The organism is Sediminibacterium sp. FW305-C-49 (genome assembly GCF_058231085.1).
This window is the reverse complement of the sequence record NZ_JBIQXS010000001.1, coordinates 86,813-105,932: the sequence shown is the minus strand read 5'-3', so window position 1 is coordinate 105,932 and position 19,120 is coordinate 86,813. Positions and strand designations below refer to the sequence as shown.

Genomic DNA, 19,120 nt, shown 5'->3' with positions numbered 1-19,120 from the left:
TGTGTAACTACATGATTTAATCACCTATACACAAGTACCACACAGCGTTTTCTTACTCACTATTGATCATTCACCATTCACGATTCACCCTCACTCCCCATCATATCCCCACTTCACCCAGGTAGCGCCCCAGGTAAACCCTCCACCGAATGCAGCAAGTACAATATTGTCGCCTTTTTTCAGTTGTTTTTCCCAGTCCCATAAACAGAGTGGGAGTGTGGCGGCAGTGGTGTTACCATATTTCTGGATATTGATCATTACCTTTTCTTTAGGTAACCCCATACGATTGGCTGTTGCATCAATAATACGGAGGTTAGCCTGGTGTGGTACCAGCCATGCAATATCATCTCCTGTGAGTCCGTTTCTTTCCAGGAGTTCAGCACTTACATCTGCCATGCCTTTTACAGCAAATTTGAAAACCGCCTGTCCTTCCTGATAAGCAAAATGTTCTTTTGCCAATACCGTTTCTACGGTGGCGGGTTTTACAGATCCACCTGCTTTCATGTGTAAATAGTGACGACCACTTCCATCGCTTCTTAAAATACTGTCCTTAATACCGGAATCGTCTGTTGAAGGTTCTAATAAAACAGCGCCTGCACCATCGCCGAATATAATACAGGTTGCACGGTCGGTATAATCAATGATGGCACTCATCTTATCAACGCCTACCACAATAACTTTTTTAAACCTGCCACTTTCAATATACATAGCACCAGTGGTAAGTGCATAAAGGAAACCACTACAGGCGGCACTCATATCATAACCCCAGGCGTTGGTAGCGCCAATTTTATCGCAGATGATATTAGCTGTTGCTGGGAATACCATGTCGGGTGTAACGGTGGCGCAGATCACACAATCAATATCGAGGGGATCAATATTTTTCTTGCGTAAAATTTCCTGCACTGCCGGAACAGCCATATCGCTGCTCCCTTTACCTGGTTCTTTTAATATTCTTCTTTCTTCGATACCGGTACGTGTACGTATCCATTCGTCGTTGGTTTCTACCATTTTCTCGAGATCGAAATTGGTAAGCTTATCTTCTGGTACATATCCGCCTACTGCGGTGATGGTTGCTGTGAGTTTATTCATGAATAGTCTGATTGAACGTATCTAAAAATTCTTTTGGTGTTTGAACAAGTAATTGTTTTGTTTTAAAATGTTTGGGGTTTCTTGTAACAATAGTTTGTATATGTTTTACTGCATATGCACATTCTAACTGAATGGCATCCTCAAAATCCGGATGGGTATTTTCCAATGCTTTGTCTATAATGGAACTATCTACCCCAACTGTTTCAATGAGTTCGCGCATATCTTTTATTGCTTGAAAAGCCTTAGCCTTTCCCTTTAATTTTGACAGCAGATAAAACACGGTTGTATAGCTGGTTGCAGAACAATACAACTCGATTTGTTTTTCATACGCCAGTTCCATGATCTCTTCTGCCTCTTTATCAAAAGGCTGACGCTCTGCAAAGAAATCGAACAATACATTGGTATCAAGAAAAATCTGTATCATGTATTATATTTCTCCCAAATGGCTTCCGCAATGATCTCTTTATAATCCCTTTCATCCTCTATTTTGAATGCACCATGCCATCTTTTGAGGTGTGGGGGCAATTTCGATTTTTTCTTTTTGGTAGGATTGGTAATGGCTTTCAGATAAGATTCAACCAGTTGAGAAACACTCCGACCTGATTTCTGGGCATACTCTTTCGCATCCCGTATTACGGATTCGTCTATGGAAAGCGTGAGTTTTGTCGCCATACGTATGATTTTTAATCAAAGATACGTACAAATTCTGATTTTTTACCCCTATTTTTGATACCTGCTATGATCGCTTTTGTAAGAGGAAAATTTACCATCAAAACCCCTGCCCGTGTGGTGGTGGATGTAAATGGGGTGGGTTACGACCTGCAAATCAGTCTGAATACCTATGCGGCCATCAGTAACGTAGAAAACGGACAATTACACACTTATTTACATATTACCGAAAATGCGCAAACATTGTTCGGTTTTGCCGATATTGCAGAGAAGGAACTTTTCCTGCAATTGATTAGTGTGTCGGGTGTGGGTGCTGCTACTGCCCGGATGATGTTATCAGGAATGAAACCCGATGAAATTATCAGAGCCATTGTTCAGGGCAACACAAAGCAGTTAGAAGGAATCAAAGGGATTGGAAAGAAATCGGCAGAAAGATTGATTGTTGAGTTACGAGATAAACTGGGTAAACAAACAATCGGTCAGCCATTGGGAAGTGCAATTATTGCCAGCATAGATCAGGACGCCATACAGGCACTGATCGCATTGGGCATACAAAAACCACAGGCCGAAAATGCCATCAAAAAAACCATGTCATCCATACCTGCAGATGCATCACTGGAACTGATCATCAAACAGGCATTAAAAAATTTATAGTCTATCGCATATACTTCTACTTAACCAAGAGTTTCACATTGCGTTTGCGACTGCTTTTTATCATTACCCTGGCCTTGTTCTGGCATAGTAGCTTGTTGGCTCAGCAACGCGATTCTTTGCGTTATCCTATCAATGACAGAAGAGCCGATGCCATTTCAGAGAAAAGCAAAAATCCATTCGACCTCCGCGACACTTCACTCATCAAACGAACCATTGAATACGATCCGAAAACCAAACAATATGTCATCGTTGAAAAAATCGGCAATCGTTATTACCGCACACCTACCACACTAACATTCGAAGAATTCTGGCAGTTACAGGCACGTGAACAGGAAAGGGCCTATTTTAAAAAACGTTCCGACGCATTAACACTGCTGAATAAAAAAGCGCAACGTCCACCTCTTCGTGTATACAACAGTTTATTTGATCGCATATTCGGATTAAATGATGTAGTGAACAGGTATGGCGGAGATATTAAAGATGCCATTGGTGATGTAAAAAGTGCAGCCAATGAACTGGCCGCACAGAACAGACTCAAAATTGATATACGCCCGACTGGTGATGTAAATATCATGGCAGGTTACCAGGGACAAAATATCAAAAACCCCACTTTGCCTGAACGTGCCAGGAAAAATGGTGGATTTGATTTCGACATGAATGCCAACCTGAATGTAAATGCCAATATTGGTAACAAACTTAAATTCCCGATCAACTATAATACGGTGTCGAACCTCAACTTCGATAACCAGATCAAGCTCGATTATAAGGGTATGGATGATGAGCTGATTAAAAGTATTGAAGCAGGTAATATCTCATTCCAGTCGAGAGGAACATTGATACCCAGTGCACAGAATTTATTTGGTATCAAAACACAGCTTCAGTTTGGAAAATTATATGTAACGGGTGCATTGGCCAATCAGCGTTCCAGCAGACAGTCGGTGGCGCTGCAGGGCGGAGCGGCAAGTCAGAATTTTCAGAAAAGAATGGATGATTATGAAGAAAACCGCCACTTCCTCTTAGGACAGTATTTCAGGGATAACTACAATAAAGTCATGCGTAACCTGCCTGTGGTAAACTCGCAGGTACAGATACAGCGAATCGAAGTATGGGTAACCAATCGTACAGGTGCCACTACAGAAGCCCGCGATATTGTGGGTTTGATGGATCTGGCCGAAACAAGACCATACAACCCGGCAGTTACACCACTAACCAATAATCCATTGCCATATAACCAGGCCAATAATTTATATGGCTCATTAGCGGGTGATCCGAACAGTCGAAATCCATCCTTTATCAATACACTGTTATTGTCGAAAGGATTGCGACCGGTAGATGATTATGAAAAAACCTTTGCAAGAAAACTCGCTACCACCGAATACTCATTCAATCCGCAGGTAGGTTTTCTTTCCATCAATACACAATTGCAACCCGATGAAGTACTGGCAGTAGCTTTCCAGTACACCTATAACGGCCGTGTATACCAGGTAGGTGAGTTTTCACAGGATGTTGCACTGGATTCTGCCAGTGGTGTACAGAAAGTATTATTCCTGAAACTTTTAAAAGCCACATCACAGCGTATACAATTACCCATCTGGGACTGGATGATGAAAAACGTGTATTCACTGGATGTATTTGGTGGCATACAAAGAGAAGATTTTAAACTGAATGTACTCTATGAAGAACCCAGTGGCGGATTGAAAAGATATTTACCTGAAACTTCTCCTTCAGTAGACGGACAACCTTTACTACGTATACTGAATCTCGACAGGTTGAATAACCGAAACGATCCTCAGCCTGATGGTGTATTTGATTTTATTGATGGCTTCACGGTATTACCACAAACGGGAAAAGTTATCTTCCCGGTACTCGAACCTTTTGGTCGTGATCTTGATACGCTTGCGTTTGGTGGATTGGGAGCTTCCGTCAAAAATAAGTACCTGTATTATGCCTTATACGATTCTATCAAAGCCATCGCACAAACCTATGCCAACCTGAACCGATTTGTCATGCAGGGCCAGGTAAAAGGAAGCAGCAGTGGTTCTGAAATATTTCTCAATACATTTAATATACCACAGGGATCGGTAACAGTTACAGCAGGTGGACAGATATTAAAAGAGGGTACCGATTATACAGTTGATTATAATCTTGGAACAGTTCGTATACTGAATGCGGGTATCCTTAATTCCAATGTACCCGTGAATGTTTCTTTTGAAAACAATGCGGGTTTTGGCATGCAACAACGTGGATTCAGCGGATTGCGACTCGATTATGTGGCCAATAAAAAACTAACACTGGGTGCTACTGCTGTTCGGTTGGGTGAACGACCCTTCTTTACCAAAATGGGTTATGGTGATGATCCGATCCGTAACACCATGTATGGTCTCGATTTTAGTTACCAGTCTGAATTACCCGGGTTGACAAGATTGCTGAATAAACTACCATTCTATTCTACCAAAGCAACATCGGCAATCAATGCATATGGTGAAGCAGCATTTCTGAAACCTGGTCACCCACCACAAATTGGTAAGGGAGAGCAAGGTTTGATTTTTGTAGATGATTTTGAAGGAACAAGAACCAGTATCGATCTTCGTTTCCCTTTTGTTTCATGGGCACTGGCTTCTACACCACAGGGTAATCCTAAATTCCCAGAAGCTACTTTAACCGATTCAATCGATTATAATTTCAACCGGGCCAAATTAGCCTGGTATAATATTGAACCGAATTTGCAGGATAAAAACAGCAGTAATAATCCATTGCGGAGAAACCTGGCCGAACTAAGCGATCCGCGTGTTCGTCAGGTATTTACGAATGAATTGTTTCCACAGCGTACAACCAATATTACGGATGTGCAGACTGCCACATTTGATCTAGCATTTTATCCAACGGAAAAAGGGCCATACAATTTCGAAACAAGATCCTCAGAGTTTACAGCCAATGGTAGATTAACAAAACCAGCTAACAGGTGGGGTGGTATTATGCGGGCCATTGACCAGACCGATTTTGAAACGGGTAATATTGAATTCTTTGAAATATGGCTACAAAATCCATTCATACTCAACCCCGGAAGCCGCGGTGGTAAACTCTTCCTGAACCTGGGTAATATCAGTGAAGATGTTTTGAAAGACGGAAAGCGTTTTTATGAGAATGGTTTGAATACGCCCAATATTCCTGCATCCGTTGACAGTTCTAATACATGGGGTAAAACACCAGTGAACCCGATTCAGATTACACAGGCATTCAGTAATGATCCCAATGACAGACCTTTCCAGGATGTTGGTTTCGATGGATTGGATGATGCGGCTGAAAGAAGAAAAAAAGGATATGTACTCAATCGCATTGCACAGAATTTTGGTACCGGATCTACCGCATTCATTCAGGCACAGGAAGACCTGGCACGTGATAACTATAAATGGTTCCGCGATAATTCATTCGATCAGTTGGGTACAGGAATTTTAGGCAGGTATAAAAACCACAACAATCCACAGGGTAATTCACCTATTGCTACAAGCGGCGGACTATTTACACCGGCAGCCACTTTATATCCCGATAATGAAGACCTGAACCGAGATAATACGCTGAATGAAACGGAAGCTTATTATGAATATGAAGTAAACCTGCGCCCGGGAATGGATGTAGGTATTACACCTTATATCACTGATAAAAGAAGAATTACCGTAAATGCTGCAGATGGTACCACTAAAACTGAAGACTGGTTTTTATTCCGTATTCCTATTCGTTCATTCTCTAATAAGGTAGGAAGTATTTCAGATTTTAAATCGATTCGTTTTGCACGTTTATACCTTACCGATTTTGAAGACTCAGTTGTGATTCGTATGGCCCGAATGGATCTCGTGAGAAACCAGTGGAGACAGTTTTCATTCAACCTCGATACAACAGGTTCTTATACACCGGTAAATAATGCCGCAGGTACAACTTTTAATACACTGGCAGTTAACCTCGAAGAAAACAGCAGCAGAACGCCGGTAAACTATATAATGCCTCCGGGAGTAGAACGTGTTCAGTTATTGAGTAACAACGGTGTGAATCTTCAACAGAATGAACAGGCTATGAGTTTGCAGATCAGGAATCTGGTAACAGGAGATGCCCGTGCCGTATTCAAAACACTCAACCTGGATATCAGACAATATGGTAACCTCAACATGTTCCTGCATGCCGAGTCAGTACCGGGTCAGCGTGTGCTGCAGGATAATGAACTCTATGCTGTTGTGCGTATTGGTCAGGATTTCCTGAATAACTATTATGAAATTAAAGTACCGCTGAAAGTAACTGTACCCGGTAATTACCCGCGTGGGCAGGAAGAAAAAGTATGGCCATTGGCCAATGAACTCAATGTGAGCTTAAGAGATTTGATTGACCTGAAACTCCGCAGAAACAAACTGGGAGGAACCGTAACCAATATTTATCGTGAACGTTTTGGCGATAAAACCTATTCTGTTCGGGGTAATCCGAACCTCGGTGAAGTAAGGGGTATACTTGTAGGGGTGGAGAACCCTTACAGACCAGATGGTCCGACACTGAGTTCTGAAGTATGGGTAAATGAACTGCGTTTGTCTGACATGGATGAACGTGGCGGATGGGCTGCATTGGGGAGGGTTGATCTCTTACTCGCAGATCTGGGAACCATGTCAGTATCGGCCAATACAAGGTCACAGGGTTTTGGTACCATTGAGCAAAGGGTAAATGAAAGAGCACGTGATAATCTTATGCAGTTCGATATTGCTGCGAGTATCGATGCAGGTAAATTGTTACCCAAAAAAGCCAGAATATCATTACCTGTCTATGCAAGTATCAATAGAACTGTTTTAACACCCGAATATGATCCGTTCGACAGAGATGTACGTTATAAAGAAAAATTAAACAATAGTCCGGTAGATAAAAGAGACTCTATCCGTAAAGCGGCAGTTGACCAAACCACGATACGTACACTCAATTTTACCAATGCAAGAATATTACCCGGTAGTAAACAGGGGTTGTTGAGTCTGAGCAATTTCGATTTCAGTTATTCCTTTACACAGACAGAACAAAACAGTCCGGTCATTGAACAGAATAAAGTAACAAGACATCGTGGAGGTTTTGGTTATACGTACAACACACAAAGCAGGTATATAGAGCCATTCAAGAAATTCATCAAATCGAATTCTACCTGGTATGCTTTGGTGAAAGATTTTAATTTCAACCTGCGACCATCTTTTATCAGTTTCAGGGCCGATATACAGCGACAGTTCGGAGAGTTTATTCCACGTATCATCAACACATTTGATGGTAAAGTAGATCGGGTAGATACTACTTACGACAAATATTTCACCTTTGATCGTTTTTATAACCTGCGCTGGGATCTGAGCCGTTCACTTAATCTCGATTTTTCGGCCACCAACAATGCAAGGGTGGATGAGCCATTCGGAAGAATTGATACCAAGGAAAAGAAAGACTCTGTATGGAAGAATTTCATGAAGGGTGGAAGAAATACTTTGTATAACCAGAAGGCAACACTTAGTTATACATTGCCGCTGAATAAGTTTCCGTTGACCGACTGGATCACGGCCCGTTACGGTTATACAACAACATATAACTGGATAGGAGCCAGCAGGCTTGCATATAACCTGGGAAATACGCTCGAGAACGCACAGGAAAACAATTTCACCGCGCAGTTTAATTTTGCCAGCCTCTATGCCAAATCGAGATGGATGCGGGCACTGGAAAATGTTCCGCCGCCTCGACAAAAAGGCGATACTACAAAAAAACAAAAACCGCCATCCAATCTGCTGGGTTCAACTTTATTACCCAAATCTGTGGCTTTACAGGGATTGCTGGGTAAAGACAGAAAAGAGGCATTGAAAAAATGGCGCGCACAAAGAAGAGATGAAAGAATTGCCCAAAAATTATTACGTGCTAACCAGTTGCCAGAATTAAGCGGGCTGGAAAGAACAGGTGGTAAATTACTCACCATGCTCAAGAATGTATCGGTGAACTATTCTGCCAATTTCAGGAGCAGGTTACCGGGTTATATGGACAGTACAAGATTCCTGGGACAGAACTTCAGCAGTATGGCGCCTGGACTTGATTATGTATTCGGTAAACAACCCGATACAGCATGGCTCAATAAAAAAGCGGCACAGGGTCTAATATCAAGAGATACCACATTCAACTTCCTGTTCCGACAGAGTTTTGAACAGCGCTTTAGTATTACGGCGCAACTTGAACCGGTAAGGGAATTGTTGATTGATATTAACCTTGACAAGACATTTACAAAAGACTATTCAGAACTGTACAAGGATACACTGGGTAATGGCAAGTTCAGTCACCTCAATCCATTGGCAACAGGTGGATTCAGCGTATCGTATATTTCATTTGGTACCTTATTCGGCAGTTATAATCCGAATGAACTTTCAAAGACATTTAAAACCTTTGAAAATAACCGACTGGTGGTATCAAAGAGGGTAGCAGAAGCCAATCCTTACTGGCAGGCATTGCCCGCCGGACAGAAATTTACGGCAGATGGTTATGCAACAGGATATGGACGTTATGCGCAGGATGTGTTGCTGCCTTCATTTCTGGCAGCGTATACCGGTAAAGACCCTAATTCAGTGGCATTGATTAAACAATCGAATCCGAATATCTCATCCAACCCATTCAGTGGTATTTTACCAAAACCAAACTGGCGATTGACGTATACAGGATTGACCAAATTACCCGGATTGCAGTCTAAGTTTAATAATATTACGCTAACGCATGGCTATAAGGGTAACCTGAGCATGAACAGCTTCAATAGTGCTTTATTATACACTGATCCATTTCGCTTAGGCGGGCCGGCATTTATTGATACGGTGAGCGGCAACTTTGTACCTTATTTCCTTGTGCCGAATATAACCATGCAGGAAAGTTTTGAACCATTGATTGGTATTGATATCACCACCAATGACCAGATGAACTTTAAGTTTTCCTATGCCAAAGGAAGAAGGCTGAGTTTAAGCCTGGTTGATTACCAGTTAAGTGAAACACGCAATACCGACTGGGCCTTTGGTTTTAGCTGGCGCAAGAAAGGATTCAATCTGCCCTTTAAATTACCTGGTGGAAAAGGAAAGAAACTGGAGAATGATATCACATTCAAGATCGATGTGGCTATGCGTAATGAATCGTTAACGAATAGCAGACTCGATCAGACCAATGCATATGGAACGGGTGGACAAAAAGAAATTACCATACAGCCTTCTATTGATTATATCATCAATAACCGGGTGAATATCCGCTTCTTCTTCGATCAGCGGAAAGTAACGCCTTATATATCTACTTCTGCGCCGAGTGTAAATACAAGGGCAGGGGTAAGTGTAAGGGTTTCGCTGGCGCAGTAGATCTATTGTTGTCTTTAGCTTAAGATTTGCGATTAAAGAAGTCGGCATTTACTATAACCCAAACATCTTTCCCTATTATACATCTGCGATCAGCCATCTGATATCCACCAATAAAAAAAGACCAATCAGTCGATTGATCTTTTTTCGTCGGGAAGACAGGATTCGAACCTGCTACCCTCCCGATTATATCGGGATGTGCTATTAGTTACAGCGCATATAGAGAAAAGAATCAAATACATCTGAGATCTGCCATCTGATATCCGCAAATAAAAAACCTCAACATTTCTGTTGAGGTTTTTTGTCGGGAAGACAGGATTCGAACCTGCGACCCTCCCGATTATATCGGGATGCGCTATTAGTTACAGCGCATATAGAGAAAAGAATCAAATACATCTGAGATCTGCCATCTGATATCCGCAAATAAAAAACCCCAACATTTCTGTTGAGGTTTTTCGTCGGGAAGACAGGATTCGAACCTGCGACCCCCTGGTCCCAAACCAGGTGCGCTACCGGGCTGCGCTACTTCCCGATTCTTCCATCATAACTTTTGTTAAGATGGATTCGGTTTCCGGTATTCATATCTATCTAGCCGAAACTAAGAAAGATAAGCGGTGAGGGCGGGATTCGAACCCGCGGTACAGTTTAACCCGTACGGCAGTTTAGCAAACTACTGATTTCAGCCACTCATCCACCTCACCGGGCTGATTATAAGCCTATCCCCACTTTTCAGCGAGGGCTGCAAAAATAGGTAGGTAAAAGCTATCTGCCAAAAAATAAAACCCGGTAAATACCGGGTTTTAAAAATATTTCTTTCAAAAATGGTTTGAATGTTTCTACATCGCCGCCAATTGCACTTTCTGTGTCAGTTCCATCACATTTTCCCTGAAAATAGAGTCTGTATCCATCAAATCTTTTACCGTCTGGCAGGAATGGATTACCGTGGTATGATCGCGACCACCAAAATGCTCACCAATCGTTTTTAATGAGTTCTTGGTAAAAGCTTTGGCAAGATACATCGTAATCTGGCGGGCCTGTACAATTTCCCTTTTACGGGTTTTCTGTAATAATTTATCGTAAGGCACATCAAAGTATTCACACACCATTTTCTGAATGGCATCGATGGTAATTTCTTTGCTGCTTGTTTTTACAAAATTGCGCAGTACTTTTTTGGCCAGTTCAACATCGATGTCTTTTTTATTCAATGATGATTGTGCCAGTAATGAAATCAGTGCACCTTCCAGCTCTCTTACATTGGTATTGATATTATACGCCACATATTTCACCACTTCTTTGGGCATATCAAGGCCATCGTTCTTCATTTTACGCTCCAGTATCTCAATGCGGGTTTCGTAGTCAGGCACCTGTAAATCGGCACTCAAACCCCAACGGAAACGACTCAATAAACGCTCCTGCATACCATCCAGATCTTTGGGTGGTTTGTCTGAAGTTAATACCAGTTGTTTGCCACTCTGGTGCAGGTGGTTAAAGATGGCAAAAAATGCATCCTGACTTTTTTCCGCCCGGCTGAAGAATTGCACATCATCAATGATCAGTACATCTATCAGTTGATAAAAATGGATAAAGTCGTTAATGGCATTATTGCGGCTATGGTCCTGGAACTGGTTGATGAATTTCTCGCTGCTTACATACAAAACCACTTTACCGGGATGAGCTCTTTTCACTTCATTACCAATGGCCTGGGCAAGATGGGTTTTACCAAGCCCTACACCACCGTATATAACCAGCGGGTTAAAGGAATTGGCTCCGGGCTTCTCCGCCACCGTTTTACCGGCCCTGCGTGCCACCCTGTTACAGTCGCCCTCAATAAATGAATCAAATGTGTACATATGATTCAACTGCGGGTCTATCTGCATTTTTTTCAAACCAGGAATAACGAATGGATTTTTCACCGGGTTATCGATCACCAGTGGAAAATTCATTTCATTGTTGTTATAAGTTTTCATGTTGCTGGCAGGTACATCCATTGAGCCACTTCTCCCATTGGTATTACCACTATCCACCATGATACGGTATTCGAGTCTTGCTTCTTTACCGAGTTCACGTTTCAGCGTTTTAGCCAACAGGTTTACATAATGCTCCTCCAGGTATTCGTAGAAGAATTGACTGGGTACCTGAATCATTAAAACGTTTCCTTTCAGCTCTACGGGATTAATCGGCTCAAACCATGTTTTAAAATGTTGCCATTCTACAATGTCTTTGATGATCTTCAAACAATTGCTCCAGACTGATTCAGCATTTTTAGCCATACAAAAAATGAACAATTTTATAATGAGTTAACTTATTCGCTTAGCCTTCAAGTTATCTTATTTTTCCCACATGTGGAAATGTTGAAAAAAACAGATACAGGGGTGCGAATATGTAGACTTTATGTTGAAAAAAAAATTTTTTATTCACTTGTTTTTTTCCCTACAACCACAGTATGGGCATTTGTGAGTTTTTTTCTCGATAAACGGGAAAATTGGTACTCCAGCCGACCCAGTTGTATCCCCCCAAAACCTACCTGGTTCACCAGCACATCTCCGCCTTTTTTATTCCGGTACTTTCTCGGCTCCTCAAAAAAGCGGTGCGTATGTCCGCCAATGATCAGGTCGATGTCGTAACTCTCTTTTGCCAGTATCTCATCACTTACCTTATTCTCGGTATATCGATCGCCTAAATGTGATAAACAGATCACAAGGTCACAACCTTTTTTTTGCAGGTAACCGGCAGTTGTATTGGCCGCAACAACAGGATCCTGGTAAACCGTTTTTCCATACAGGTTATCGGGAACCAATCCTTTCAATTCTATGCCCACACCAAACACACCAATCTGTAGCTTGCCTTTTCTGAAAATTTTATAAGGTTGTGTTTTGTTTTCAAGTTCTGTTCCTGAAAAATCGTAATTACTCACCAGTATAGGAAAAGATGCATGTTTTAATTGTGTAGCGAAATTTTCCATGCCCAGATCAAAGTCGTGGTTACCCATGGTGGCTGCATCGTATTGCATGGCACTCATGGCTTTTATTTCAGGTTCTCCCTTATAAATATTGAAATAGGGGGTTCCCTGAAAAATATCGCCTGCATCGAGCAATAAAACCTGTTCTTCTTCCTGCCTTATTTTTGAAATAAGAGCCGCCCGGGCCGAAACGCCTCCCAAACCCTGGTTGCGGCTTCCGTCCATCGGAAAAGGGTCTATACGGCTATGTACATCATTGGTATGTAAAATGGTGAGTTTTTGTGTGGGATCGGCCATAGCAGCCAGATCAACAGATGGCAGCATGGATGTGGCCAATAATGCCGCACCAGTTTCTTTGATAAATTTTCTCCTGTTACTGGCCATTGGTTACTCTGTTTTCTATGACTGGTTGAATGGTTTTTCCTTCTCTGGTGAATGTTGTTATATAATCAATGATTGCATCACGCATCAGGTAACCCCTGTTGATCTGTGGAATGGGTCTGAGCATCTCACAATCGCTGCCCCCATTGGCTATATAATCGGAATGGGCCACCACATACACGGCGTTGGGGTCCAGTGGTTTTCCATTGATCTTTACCTCTGTGGCTTTTTTATTCCTGATGACCAGGGTTACCGCTTTTGAAACGGGCCATCCGCCATCCTCCGCCATTTTATCGAGATAGGCCTGTAATACGGCCCCTTTTAGTTCCTGTAAAACAAGAATATTATCAAAAGGCATGATTTCAAATACTTTTCCTACTGTGATATTTCCTTTGGAGAGATAGGAGCGGATACCACCGGCATTCATAAAACCTGCATCTACTTTGCGGCCGAATTTTTCTTCTGCCATCGCCTTATAGGCATCGGCTAAAAAATTACCGATCTCACTTTCGGGTCTGTTATTGTTATAAGTACCTGCGCTGGTGCCAATTACTTTATTCATGGTGGCATTGATGTCTTTGGCATAAGGCATCAACAAAACATTCATGGCTGAATCTTTTTTTAAAGCCGGTTCAATGCGGTACTGTGTATGTTGAAGAGATGTCGGCTGGTATAAACTGGAGCAGGAGCTGAGTGCAAATAGAAGACAATAGAAGATATAATTTCTCCTGTACATAGCAGTTAATGGTTAGTTTCGGAAGGTACAATATAATTCAAACCATTCAGGCTTTTTTTGGGGTTAAAGAGAATTTTAATCCTACTTTTACGGCCATTAAATTGTAAATGAATGTCGTACGAAATCACAGGCAAACTGGTCGCTAAATTTGATATCATTCAGCGTAGCGAAACCTTCAAAACAAGGGAATTTGTGCTCGAAAAATCAGAAGATATTGGTGGCAGAGTTATTACCAATTATGTAAAGTTTCAATGCGTTCAGGATAAGACTGCCATGCCCGACCGTTTCAACATCGGTGATGATGTTCGTGTACAGTTCAATATCAAGGGAACCAAATGGATAAAAGACGGTCGCGAAAACTATATCACCAATTTAGACGCATGGCGCATGGAAGCTGTTAAATTAGGACAGCAGGATGCACCCGCAGGAAATGCATACAATGATATGCCACCTCCTGCTGATGTGGTAGACGATTTACCATTTTGAGGAGACAGAAAGTCTGAAAGACCGTAAGTCCGAAAGTCCGAAAGATGATGGTGTTTAGTTAGTCTTCTTTCGGACTTTCGGTCTCCGGACTTCCCGACTTCTTAACTCCTGAACTTTTTAGGCTAAATACCTAACAGTATGCAAGAACAAATATCACTCAGGCTCAAACCCGCAGAGGCAAATGATGAGGCCCTTGTACGTGCTTATATTGCTGGTACAACAGGCACTGACCTGAAAAATATTTCAGGGTTTCATGTCATAAAACGATCCATTGATGCAAGAAGCCGGCAACAGGTATGGATCAACCTCACTGTTCGTGCTTTTATCGGAGAACCTTATACACAAAGAGAAGCAGGCACCATTCAGTTCCGGGATGTGTCAAAAGCTACGCATAAAGTAATTATTGTAGGGGCAGGTCCGGCAGGATTATTTGCAGCATTACGATTGATGGAAAAAGGTATTCAACCCATTTTACTGGAAAGAGGAAAAGATGTGCGGGCGAGACGGCGCGATCTTGCACAACTGAACAAAGAAGGCATTGTAAACCCCGAGAGTAATTACTGTTTTGGGGAAGGCGGGGCTGGTACTTACAGCGATGGAAAATTATATACACGCAGCACCAAAAGAGGTGATATCAATCGCATCCTTCAATTGTTGTATCAATTTGGTGCTGATGAGTCAGTATTGTATGATGCGCACCCGCATATCGGAACCAATAAACTTCCCCAGATTATTACCGCCATGCGTGAACAGATCAGGAACAGTGGGGGTGTTTTTTTATTTGAAAAGAAAGTGACCGACCTGTTAGTTTCCGGTTCACACATCAAAGGTGTGAAAACGGCAGATGGTGATGAAATGATGGCCGATGATATTATTCTTGCTACTGGCCACTCGGCACGCGATATTTTTCAACTGCTGCATGATAAAAAGATACAGATAGAAGCCAAACCTTTTGCATTGGGTGTTCGTATCGAGCATCATCAGCAACTGATTGATGCTATCCAGTATCATTGTGTGTTGAGAGACGATGCATTACCGCCTGCATCTTATGGATTGGTGGAACAGGTAAACAACAGGGGTGTATTTAGTTTTTGTATGTGTCCGGGTGGTATTATTGCACCTGCGGCCACCAATCCGGAAGAACTGGTGGTAAATGGCTGGAGTCCGAGTAAAAGAAATAATCCTTATGCCAATAGCGGAATGGTAGTACAGGTAGAACAGGCAGATGCGGTTGAATTTTTCGAAAAAAGAAAAGACCTGCTCGCTCAATTAAAATTATCGTTGTCAGATAACACCGACCAATGGAAAGAATCTCCTTTGCTATTAATGCAATTTCAATCGGCGGTCGAAAAAACTGCCTTCAAAGCTGGTGGAGGCTCTTTTGTAGCACCCGCTCAGCGAATGGTTGATTTTTGTACCAATAAATATTCTTCCGGTTTACCAGACTGTAGTTACTTACCGGGTGTTGCTTCAACTTCATTAAACGAAGTGCTTCCCGGGTTTGTATATAAGAGTCTGCAGGGTGGATTTACAGCATTTGGTAAGAAAATGCGTGGCTATTATACCAATGATGCCATTGTGGTGGCAACAGAAAGCAGGACATCATCTCCGGTTCGGATACCCAGGGATGCCATAAGCCTTGCGCACCCCCAATTTCATAATGTATATCCCTGTGGGGAAGGGGCCGGTTATGCCGGTGGAATTGTAAGTGCGGCCATGGATGGAGAAAGAGTGGCTGATCGTATAATAGAAAAGGGGAAGTAATGCAACTTCCCCTTTTCGTTGATATACTTGTAAAAATGAGAAAACAGGATCGAGACAGCAATCCATTTACCCCCCTAGGTCATGGTTGCTATCTCTATCATTTATAACATGTATCGTTATTATAAATGCTCCTGAAAACAAAAGTAGAAGGGATGAAAAGGCTGGACAAGGGGAAAAACACCCATTTTTTTATAGCATCACCAGGTTGTTTTTGATGGCATAGATGACCATACCTACCCGGGTAGTTACCTGTAGTTTCTGGAAAAGCGCATCCCTGTATCCATCTACGGTCCGCACGCTCACACCCATTTCATCTGCAATTTCCTTATAGGTTTTCTCCGTACAGCTCAAGCGAAGAAAAATCAGCTCACCTTCATTGATCATCATTTTCGTTTTAAGTGATTCCTCCTCTGTTCTTTTGGTTTTCATACGGGGCGTGAGCCATTCATTGTAGTAATAGCCTTTTTCATGGACTTCAATAATTGCCTGCTTTAATTCATTTGGTTCGCAATCTTTCAATAAATAGCCTCTCGCCCCGTTTTTAAGCATTCTGATAACGATCAGATCATTTTTCAGCATACTTAATGCAATCACTTTTACCGATGAGTAATTTTGTTTGAGCCATTTGGTGGTTTCTACCCCATCCATCACAGGCATCGTAATATCCATCAGTACAATATCTGGTAGGTTATTATCATTTAATTGTGAGATGAATTGTTCACCGTTGTCAGATTCAGACGTAACTGTAAAGCCCTGTAACATGCCGATTAATACGGCAAGACTTTTTCTGAGGATGGTATGATCATCTACTAAAGCAACTTTTATCATGGATGCGTTTCATTAAAGATTAACTGAATAGTGGTACCATTGCCTTCGTTGCTATTGATAGCTGCTTTTGCATCAATCATGGCAGCACGCTGTCGGATACTGTTTAATCCCATGCCAGGTTTAAATGTTTCATCCGTTTCATTGAAACCAATACCATTGTCTTTGATGGTTAAGCTTATTTCTCCTGACTGGCTGGTTAATGATACCTCAACCTCTGTAGCCTGTGCATGTTTGATGATATTGTTACAGATTTCCTGAAACATGCGGTATATAAAAATGGTTTTGGTTTTGTCGATGGAAAGCTGGTCTTTGTCGGTATGAAAACGAGTGGAAAACAGACCGGTTTTTTCCAATTGCGATAGCTCTCGCCTGATGGCAGCCATCAAGCCCTCCTCCATCAATGTATCGGCAGAATAATCAATGCTGATATCTCTTAATTCCCTGATGGCTTTTCCAACCAATCCGGCCGTATCAATAATCCTGGGGTCGTGGCCGCCTTCCATGGTTAGAATGTTGAGGTTTACTTTTGCAAGACTCAGAATTTGCCCGACATTATCATGAATTTCCTGGCTTACAATTTTAAGTGTGTGTTCCTGCATTTCCAGTTGTGTTTGTAACAGTTCTTGTTCGAACCGGGCTTCCAACACTTTCTTTTCGTATTCCAGTTTTTTCTTTCTACGCTGATAGTTAATCAGTACCATCATCATGATGAGGGTAAAAAGTAACAAAAACATAGTTCCTGTTATAACACCTACTACAATTACTTTTGATACTTCTTCCATAAAATGATTGAAACCATATAACAACTATATAAAGTCAGACTGAAAATCTGCGGGAATAAATTATATATCCGCTTCCCGAATATAAGGACATCGTGAAATTTGAAATAATAGTAAAGTAAAAAGGGTATAGTTGTTCCTACGAAAAAAGTAAGCAATCCAATAGAAAACCAAAAATCAGGGTTGCGAAAAATAGTTACTTCTGGCTGTTCTGACAGGAATGCTTTTTCGTAAAGACAAAAAGAAGAAACATAACTAAAGAAAAGCCCTTTAAGTCCCATAGTTACAGTCAAAACATTACCAATTTCTTCGAAAAAACATAGCCATATTGTGTCTAGCAATAAAAGAATTGAAACCCCAATGAAAATAATTTTTTTTAGCTTTTTTGATTTGATTATTTGATAGAACTGGTAGCCGATAAAAAGACACTCTACCACAACAATCATTAGATAGATATGCAAGTTTTTGGTAGCATTTCGAAGTCCGTAAAAATATGAGGCTCCGAGTTCTCCCAGTAAAACAAAGGCTAAAAAAGGAATAAAGTACACATATCGGGAACCATTAATTTTTTTATAATTAGCTATTGCCGTAGTTAATGCAATGGTTTCTATAATATGATTAATCGTGATATTCATTTCACGATTATTTTTTTTCTCCTCCATAAAAGAATAGCAACAGTAAAGCAGCTATATAAGACTACACTAAATATCTGAGGGAATAGCCGATATAAGGGCACTCCAAAAATCAATATTTGATTCTTACTTAGAAAAAAATAGAGTATAAAAGGAAGTGTACAGGTTACCCAAAAGATCAATACACCGATTGTAAACCAAAAGTCTGGATTGCGAATCAGGTTTTCTTCTGTCTTTTCGGAATTGGTATTCATTTCGTATAAGTAAAAACAGGAAACGATACTGAGGAAAAAACCTGTAATACCAATGGTGTTAGAAAGCAGGACGCCTATATCAGCAAAGAAAAATAACCAAATGGATAATAGCCAGAAAAGTATAGCTGCACCCACAAAAGTAAACTGTTTCATTTTTTTTGAGATCAGTAACTCATGAAACATATACCCATAAAAAATAATTTCTACCATTGTAATCACCAGGTAAATGTGTAAATTTTTAGCGGCATTGATATAGGGAGGTGTGCCGAAATACAATCCACCAAGTTCGCCTAACAGCATAAAAGCTAAAAAAGGAATAAAATAGATATAACGGGTATTTTTCAAGTACCTGTAATTCCAGACAGCAGTGCCAAATGCAATTGCTTCTACTATATGATTACTTATAATTTTCATGTAATGGTGATTAATGTAGTCAGGCGTCCAAATTTTGATTTTATGAATGATTTTTGCACAAAAGCATGATTATTTTATTATACAAGTAGTACATAGAAGCTTAAATAG

At 41.2% G+C, this 19,120-nt stretch carries 14 protein-coding genes and 3 tRNA genes; 4 read left to right on the top strand and 13 right to left on the bottom strand.

Annotated features, from left to right (window positions below; translation table 11 throughout):
- Nucleotides 1-90: 90 nt before the first annotated feature.
- Genes ACH3Z1_RS00415 through ACH3Z1_RS00405 form a run of 3 tightly spaced genes read right to left on the bottom strand, consistent with a single transcriptional unit; the run spans nt 91 to nt 1,761 of the window.
- The gene (locus ACH3Z1_RS00415) at nt 91-1,089 is read right to left on the bottom strand and encodes a beta-ketoacyl-ACP synthase III (protein ID WP_490819853.1); all 999 of its coding nucleotides are present in this window, start codon (nt 1,087-1,089) and stop codon (nt 91-93) included.
- Nucleotides 1,082-1,513, bottom strand: a complete 432-nt coding sequence (locus ACH3Z1_RS00410; protein ID WP_490819852.1) for a type II toxin-antitoxin system VapC family toxin — start codon at nt 1,511-1,513, stop codon at nt 1,082-1,084. The genes ACH3Z1_RS00415 and ACH3Z1_RS00410 overlap by 8 nt, the downstream gene beginning before the upstream one ends.
- On the bottom strand, nt 1,510-1,761 hold the full coding sequence (locus ACH3Z1_RS00405; RefSeq protein WP_490819851.1) for a DUF6364 family protein: 252 nt from the start codon (nt 1,759-1,761) through the stop codon (nt 1,510-1,512). Before ACH3Z1_RS00405 ends, ACH3Z1_RS00410 begins: the two co-directional genes overlap by 4 nt.
- 66 nt (nt 1,762-1,827) lie before the next feature.
- Here ACH3Z1_RS00405 and ruvA point away from each other — a divergent pair, with 66 nt between their 5' ends.
- The gene (gene ruvA, locus ACH3Z1_RS00400; protein ID WP_490819850.1) at nt 1,828-2,412 is read left to right on the top strand and encodes a Holliday junction branch migration protein RuvA; all 585 of its coding nucleotides are present in this window, start codon (nt 1,828-1,830) and stop codon (nt 2,410-2,412) included.
- A gap of 44 nt (nt 2,413-2,456) precedes the next feature.
- A complete protein-coding gene (sov, locus tag ACH3Z1_RS00395) occupies nt 2,457-9,782 on the top strand; it encodes a T9SS outer membrane translocon Sov/SprA (RefSeq protein ID WP_490819849.1) in 7,326 nt (2,441 codons plus the stop codon).
- 308 nt (nt 9,783-10,090) lie between these two features.
- Here the strand turns inward: sov and ACH3Z1_RS00390 are convergent.
- From ACH3Z1_RS00390 to ACH3Z1_RS00365, 6 genes are all read right to left on the bottom strand, one after another.
- Nucleotides 10,091-10,151, bottom strand: a tRNA-Tyr gene (locus ACH3Z1_RS00390).
- A gap of 86 nt (nt 10,152-10,237) precedes the next feature.
- A tRNA-Pro gene (locus ACH3Z1_RS00385) sits at nt 10,238-10,311 on the bottom strand.
- Between the two features lie 80 nt (nt 10,312-10,391).
- Nucleotides 10,392-10,480, bottom strand: a tRNA-Ser gene (locus ACH3Z1_RS00380).
- 135 nt (nt 10,481-10,615) lie between these two features.
- Nucleotides 10,616-12,049 (bottom strand): chromosomal replication initiator protein DnaA, encoded by a 1,434-nt coding sequence (dnaA, locus tag ACH3Z1_RS00375; RefSeq protein WP_490819848.1) that lies wholly within the window; start codon nt 12,047-12,049, stop codon nt 10,616-10,618.
- A 140-nt stretch (nt 12,050-12,189) separates the two neighbouring features.
- Nucleotides 12,190-13,122, bottom strand: coding sequence for a bifunctional metallophosphatase/5'-nucleotidase (locus tag ACH3Z1_RS00370; protein ID WP_490819846.1), 933 nt, complete (start codon nt 13,120-13,122; stop codon nt 12,190-12,192).
- Nucleotides 13,112-13,726 (bottom strand): 5'-nucleotidase C-terminal domain-containing protein, encoded by a 615-nt coding sequence (locus ACH3Z1_RS00365; RefSeq protein WP_490819844.1) that lies wholly within the window; start codon nt 13,724-13,726, stop codon nt 13,112-13,114. Before ACH3Z1_RS00365 ends, ACH3Z1_RS00370 begins: the two co-directional genes overlap by 11 nt.
- Nucleotides 13,727-13,966: 240 nt before the next feature.
- On the opposite strand from ACH3Z1_RS00365, the gene ACH3Z1_RS00360 reads away from it, so the two are divergent.
- Nucleotides 13,967-14,341, top strand: a complete 375-nt coding sequence (locus tag ACH3Z1_RS00360; RefSeq protein WP_490819843.1) for a DUF3127 domain-containing protein — start codon at nt 13,967-13,969, stop codon at nt 14,339-14,341.
- A gap of 138 nt (nt 14,342-14,479) precedes the next feature.
- A complete protein-coding gene (locus tag ACH3Z1_RS00355; protein WP_490819842.1) occupies nt 14,480-16,105 on the top strand; it encodes an NAD(P)/FAD-dependent oxidoreductase in 1,626 nt (541 codons plus the stop codon).
- A gap of 189 nt (nt 16,106-16,294) precedes the next feature.
- On the opposite strand, the gene ACH3Z1_RS00350 is transcribed toward ACH3Z1_RS00355, so the two are convergent.
- Genes ACH3Z1_RS00350 through ACH3Z1_RS00335 form a run of 4 tightly spaced genes read right to left on the bottom strand, consistent with a single transcriptional unit; the run spans nt 16,295 to nt 19,012 of the window.
- Entirely contained in the window at nt 16,295-16,933 is a 639-nt protein-coding gene (locus ACH3Z1_RS00350) for a response regulator transcription factor (protein WP_490819840.1), read from the bottom strand.
- Nucleotides 16,930-17,715, bottom strand: coding sequence for a sensor histidine kinase (locus ACH3Z1_RS00345; RefSeq protein WP_490819838.1), 786 nt, complete (start codon nt 17,713-17,715; stop codon nt 16,930-16,932). Before ACH3Z1_RS00345 ends, ACH3Z1_RS00350 begins: the two co-directional genes overlap by 4 nt.
- Nucleotides 17,694-18,347: a hypothetical protein gene (locus ACH3Z1_RS00340; protein ID WP_490819837.1), complete on the bottom strand. Its 654-nt coding sequence runs from the start codon at nt 18,345-18,347 to the stop codon at nt 17,694-17,696. The genes ACH3Z1_RS00345 and ACH3Z1_RS00340 overlap by 22 nt, the downstream gene beginning before the upstream one ends.
- Complete coding sequence (locus ACH3Z1_RS00335) at nt 18,344-19,012, bottom strand: hypothetical protein (RefSeq protein ID WP_490819836.1); 669 nt, start codon at nt 19,010-19,012, stop codon at nt 18,344-18,346. Before ACH3Z1_RS00335 ends, ACH3Z1_RS00340 begins: the two co-directional genes overlap by 4 nt.
- Nucleotides 19,013-19,120 lie beyond the last annotated feature (108 nt).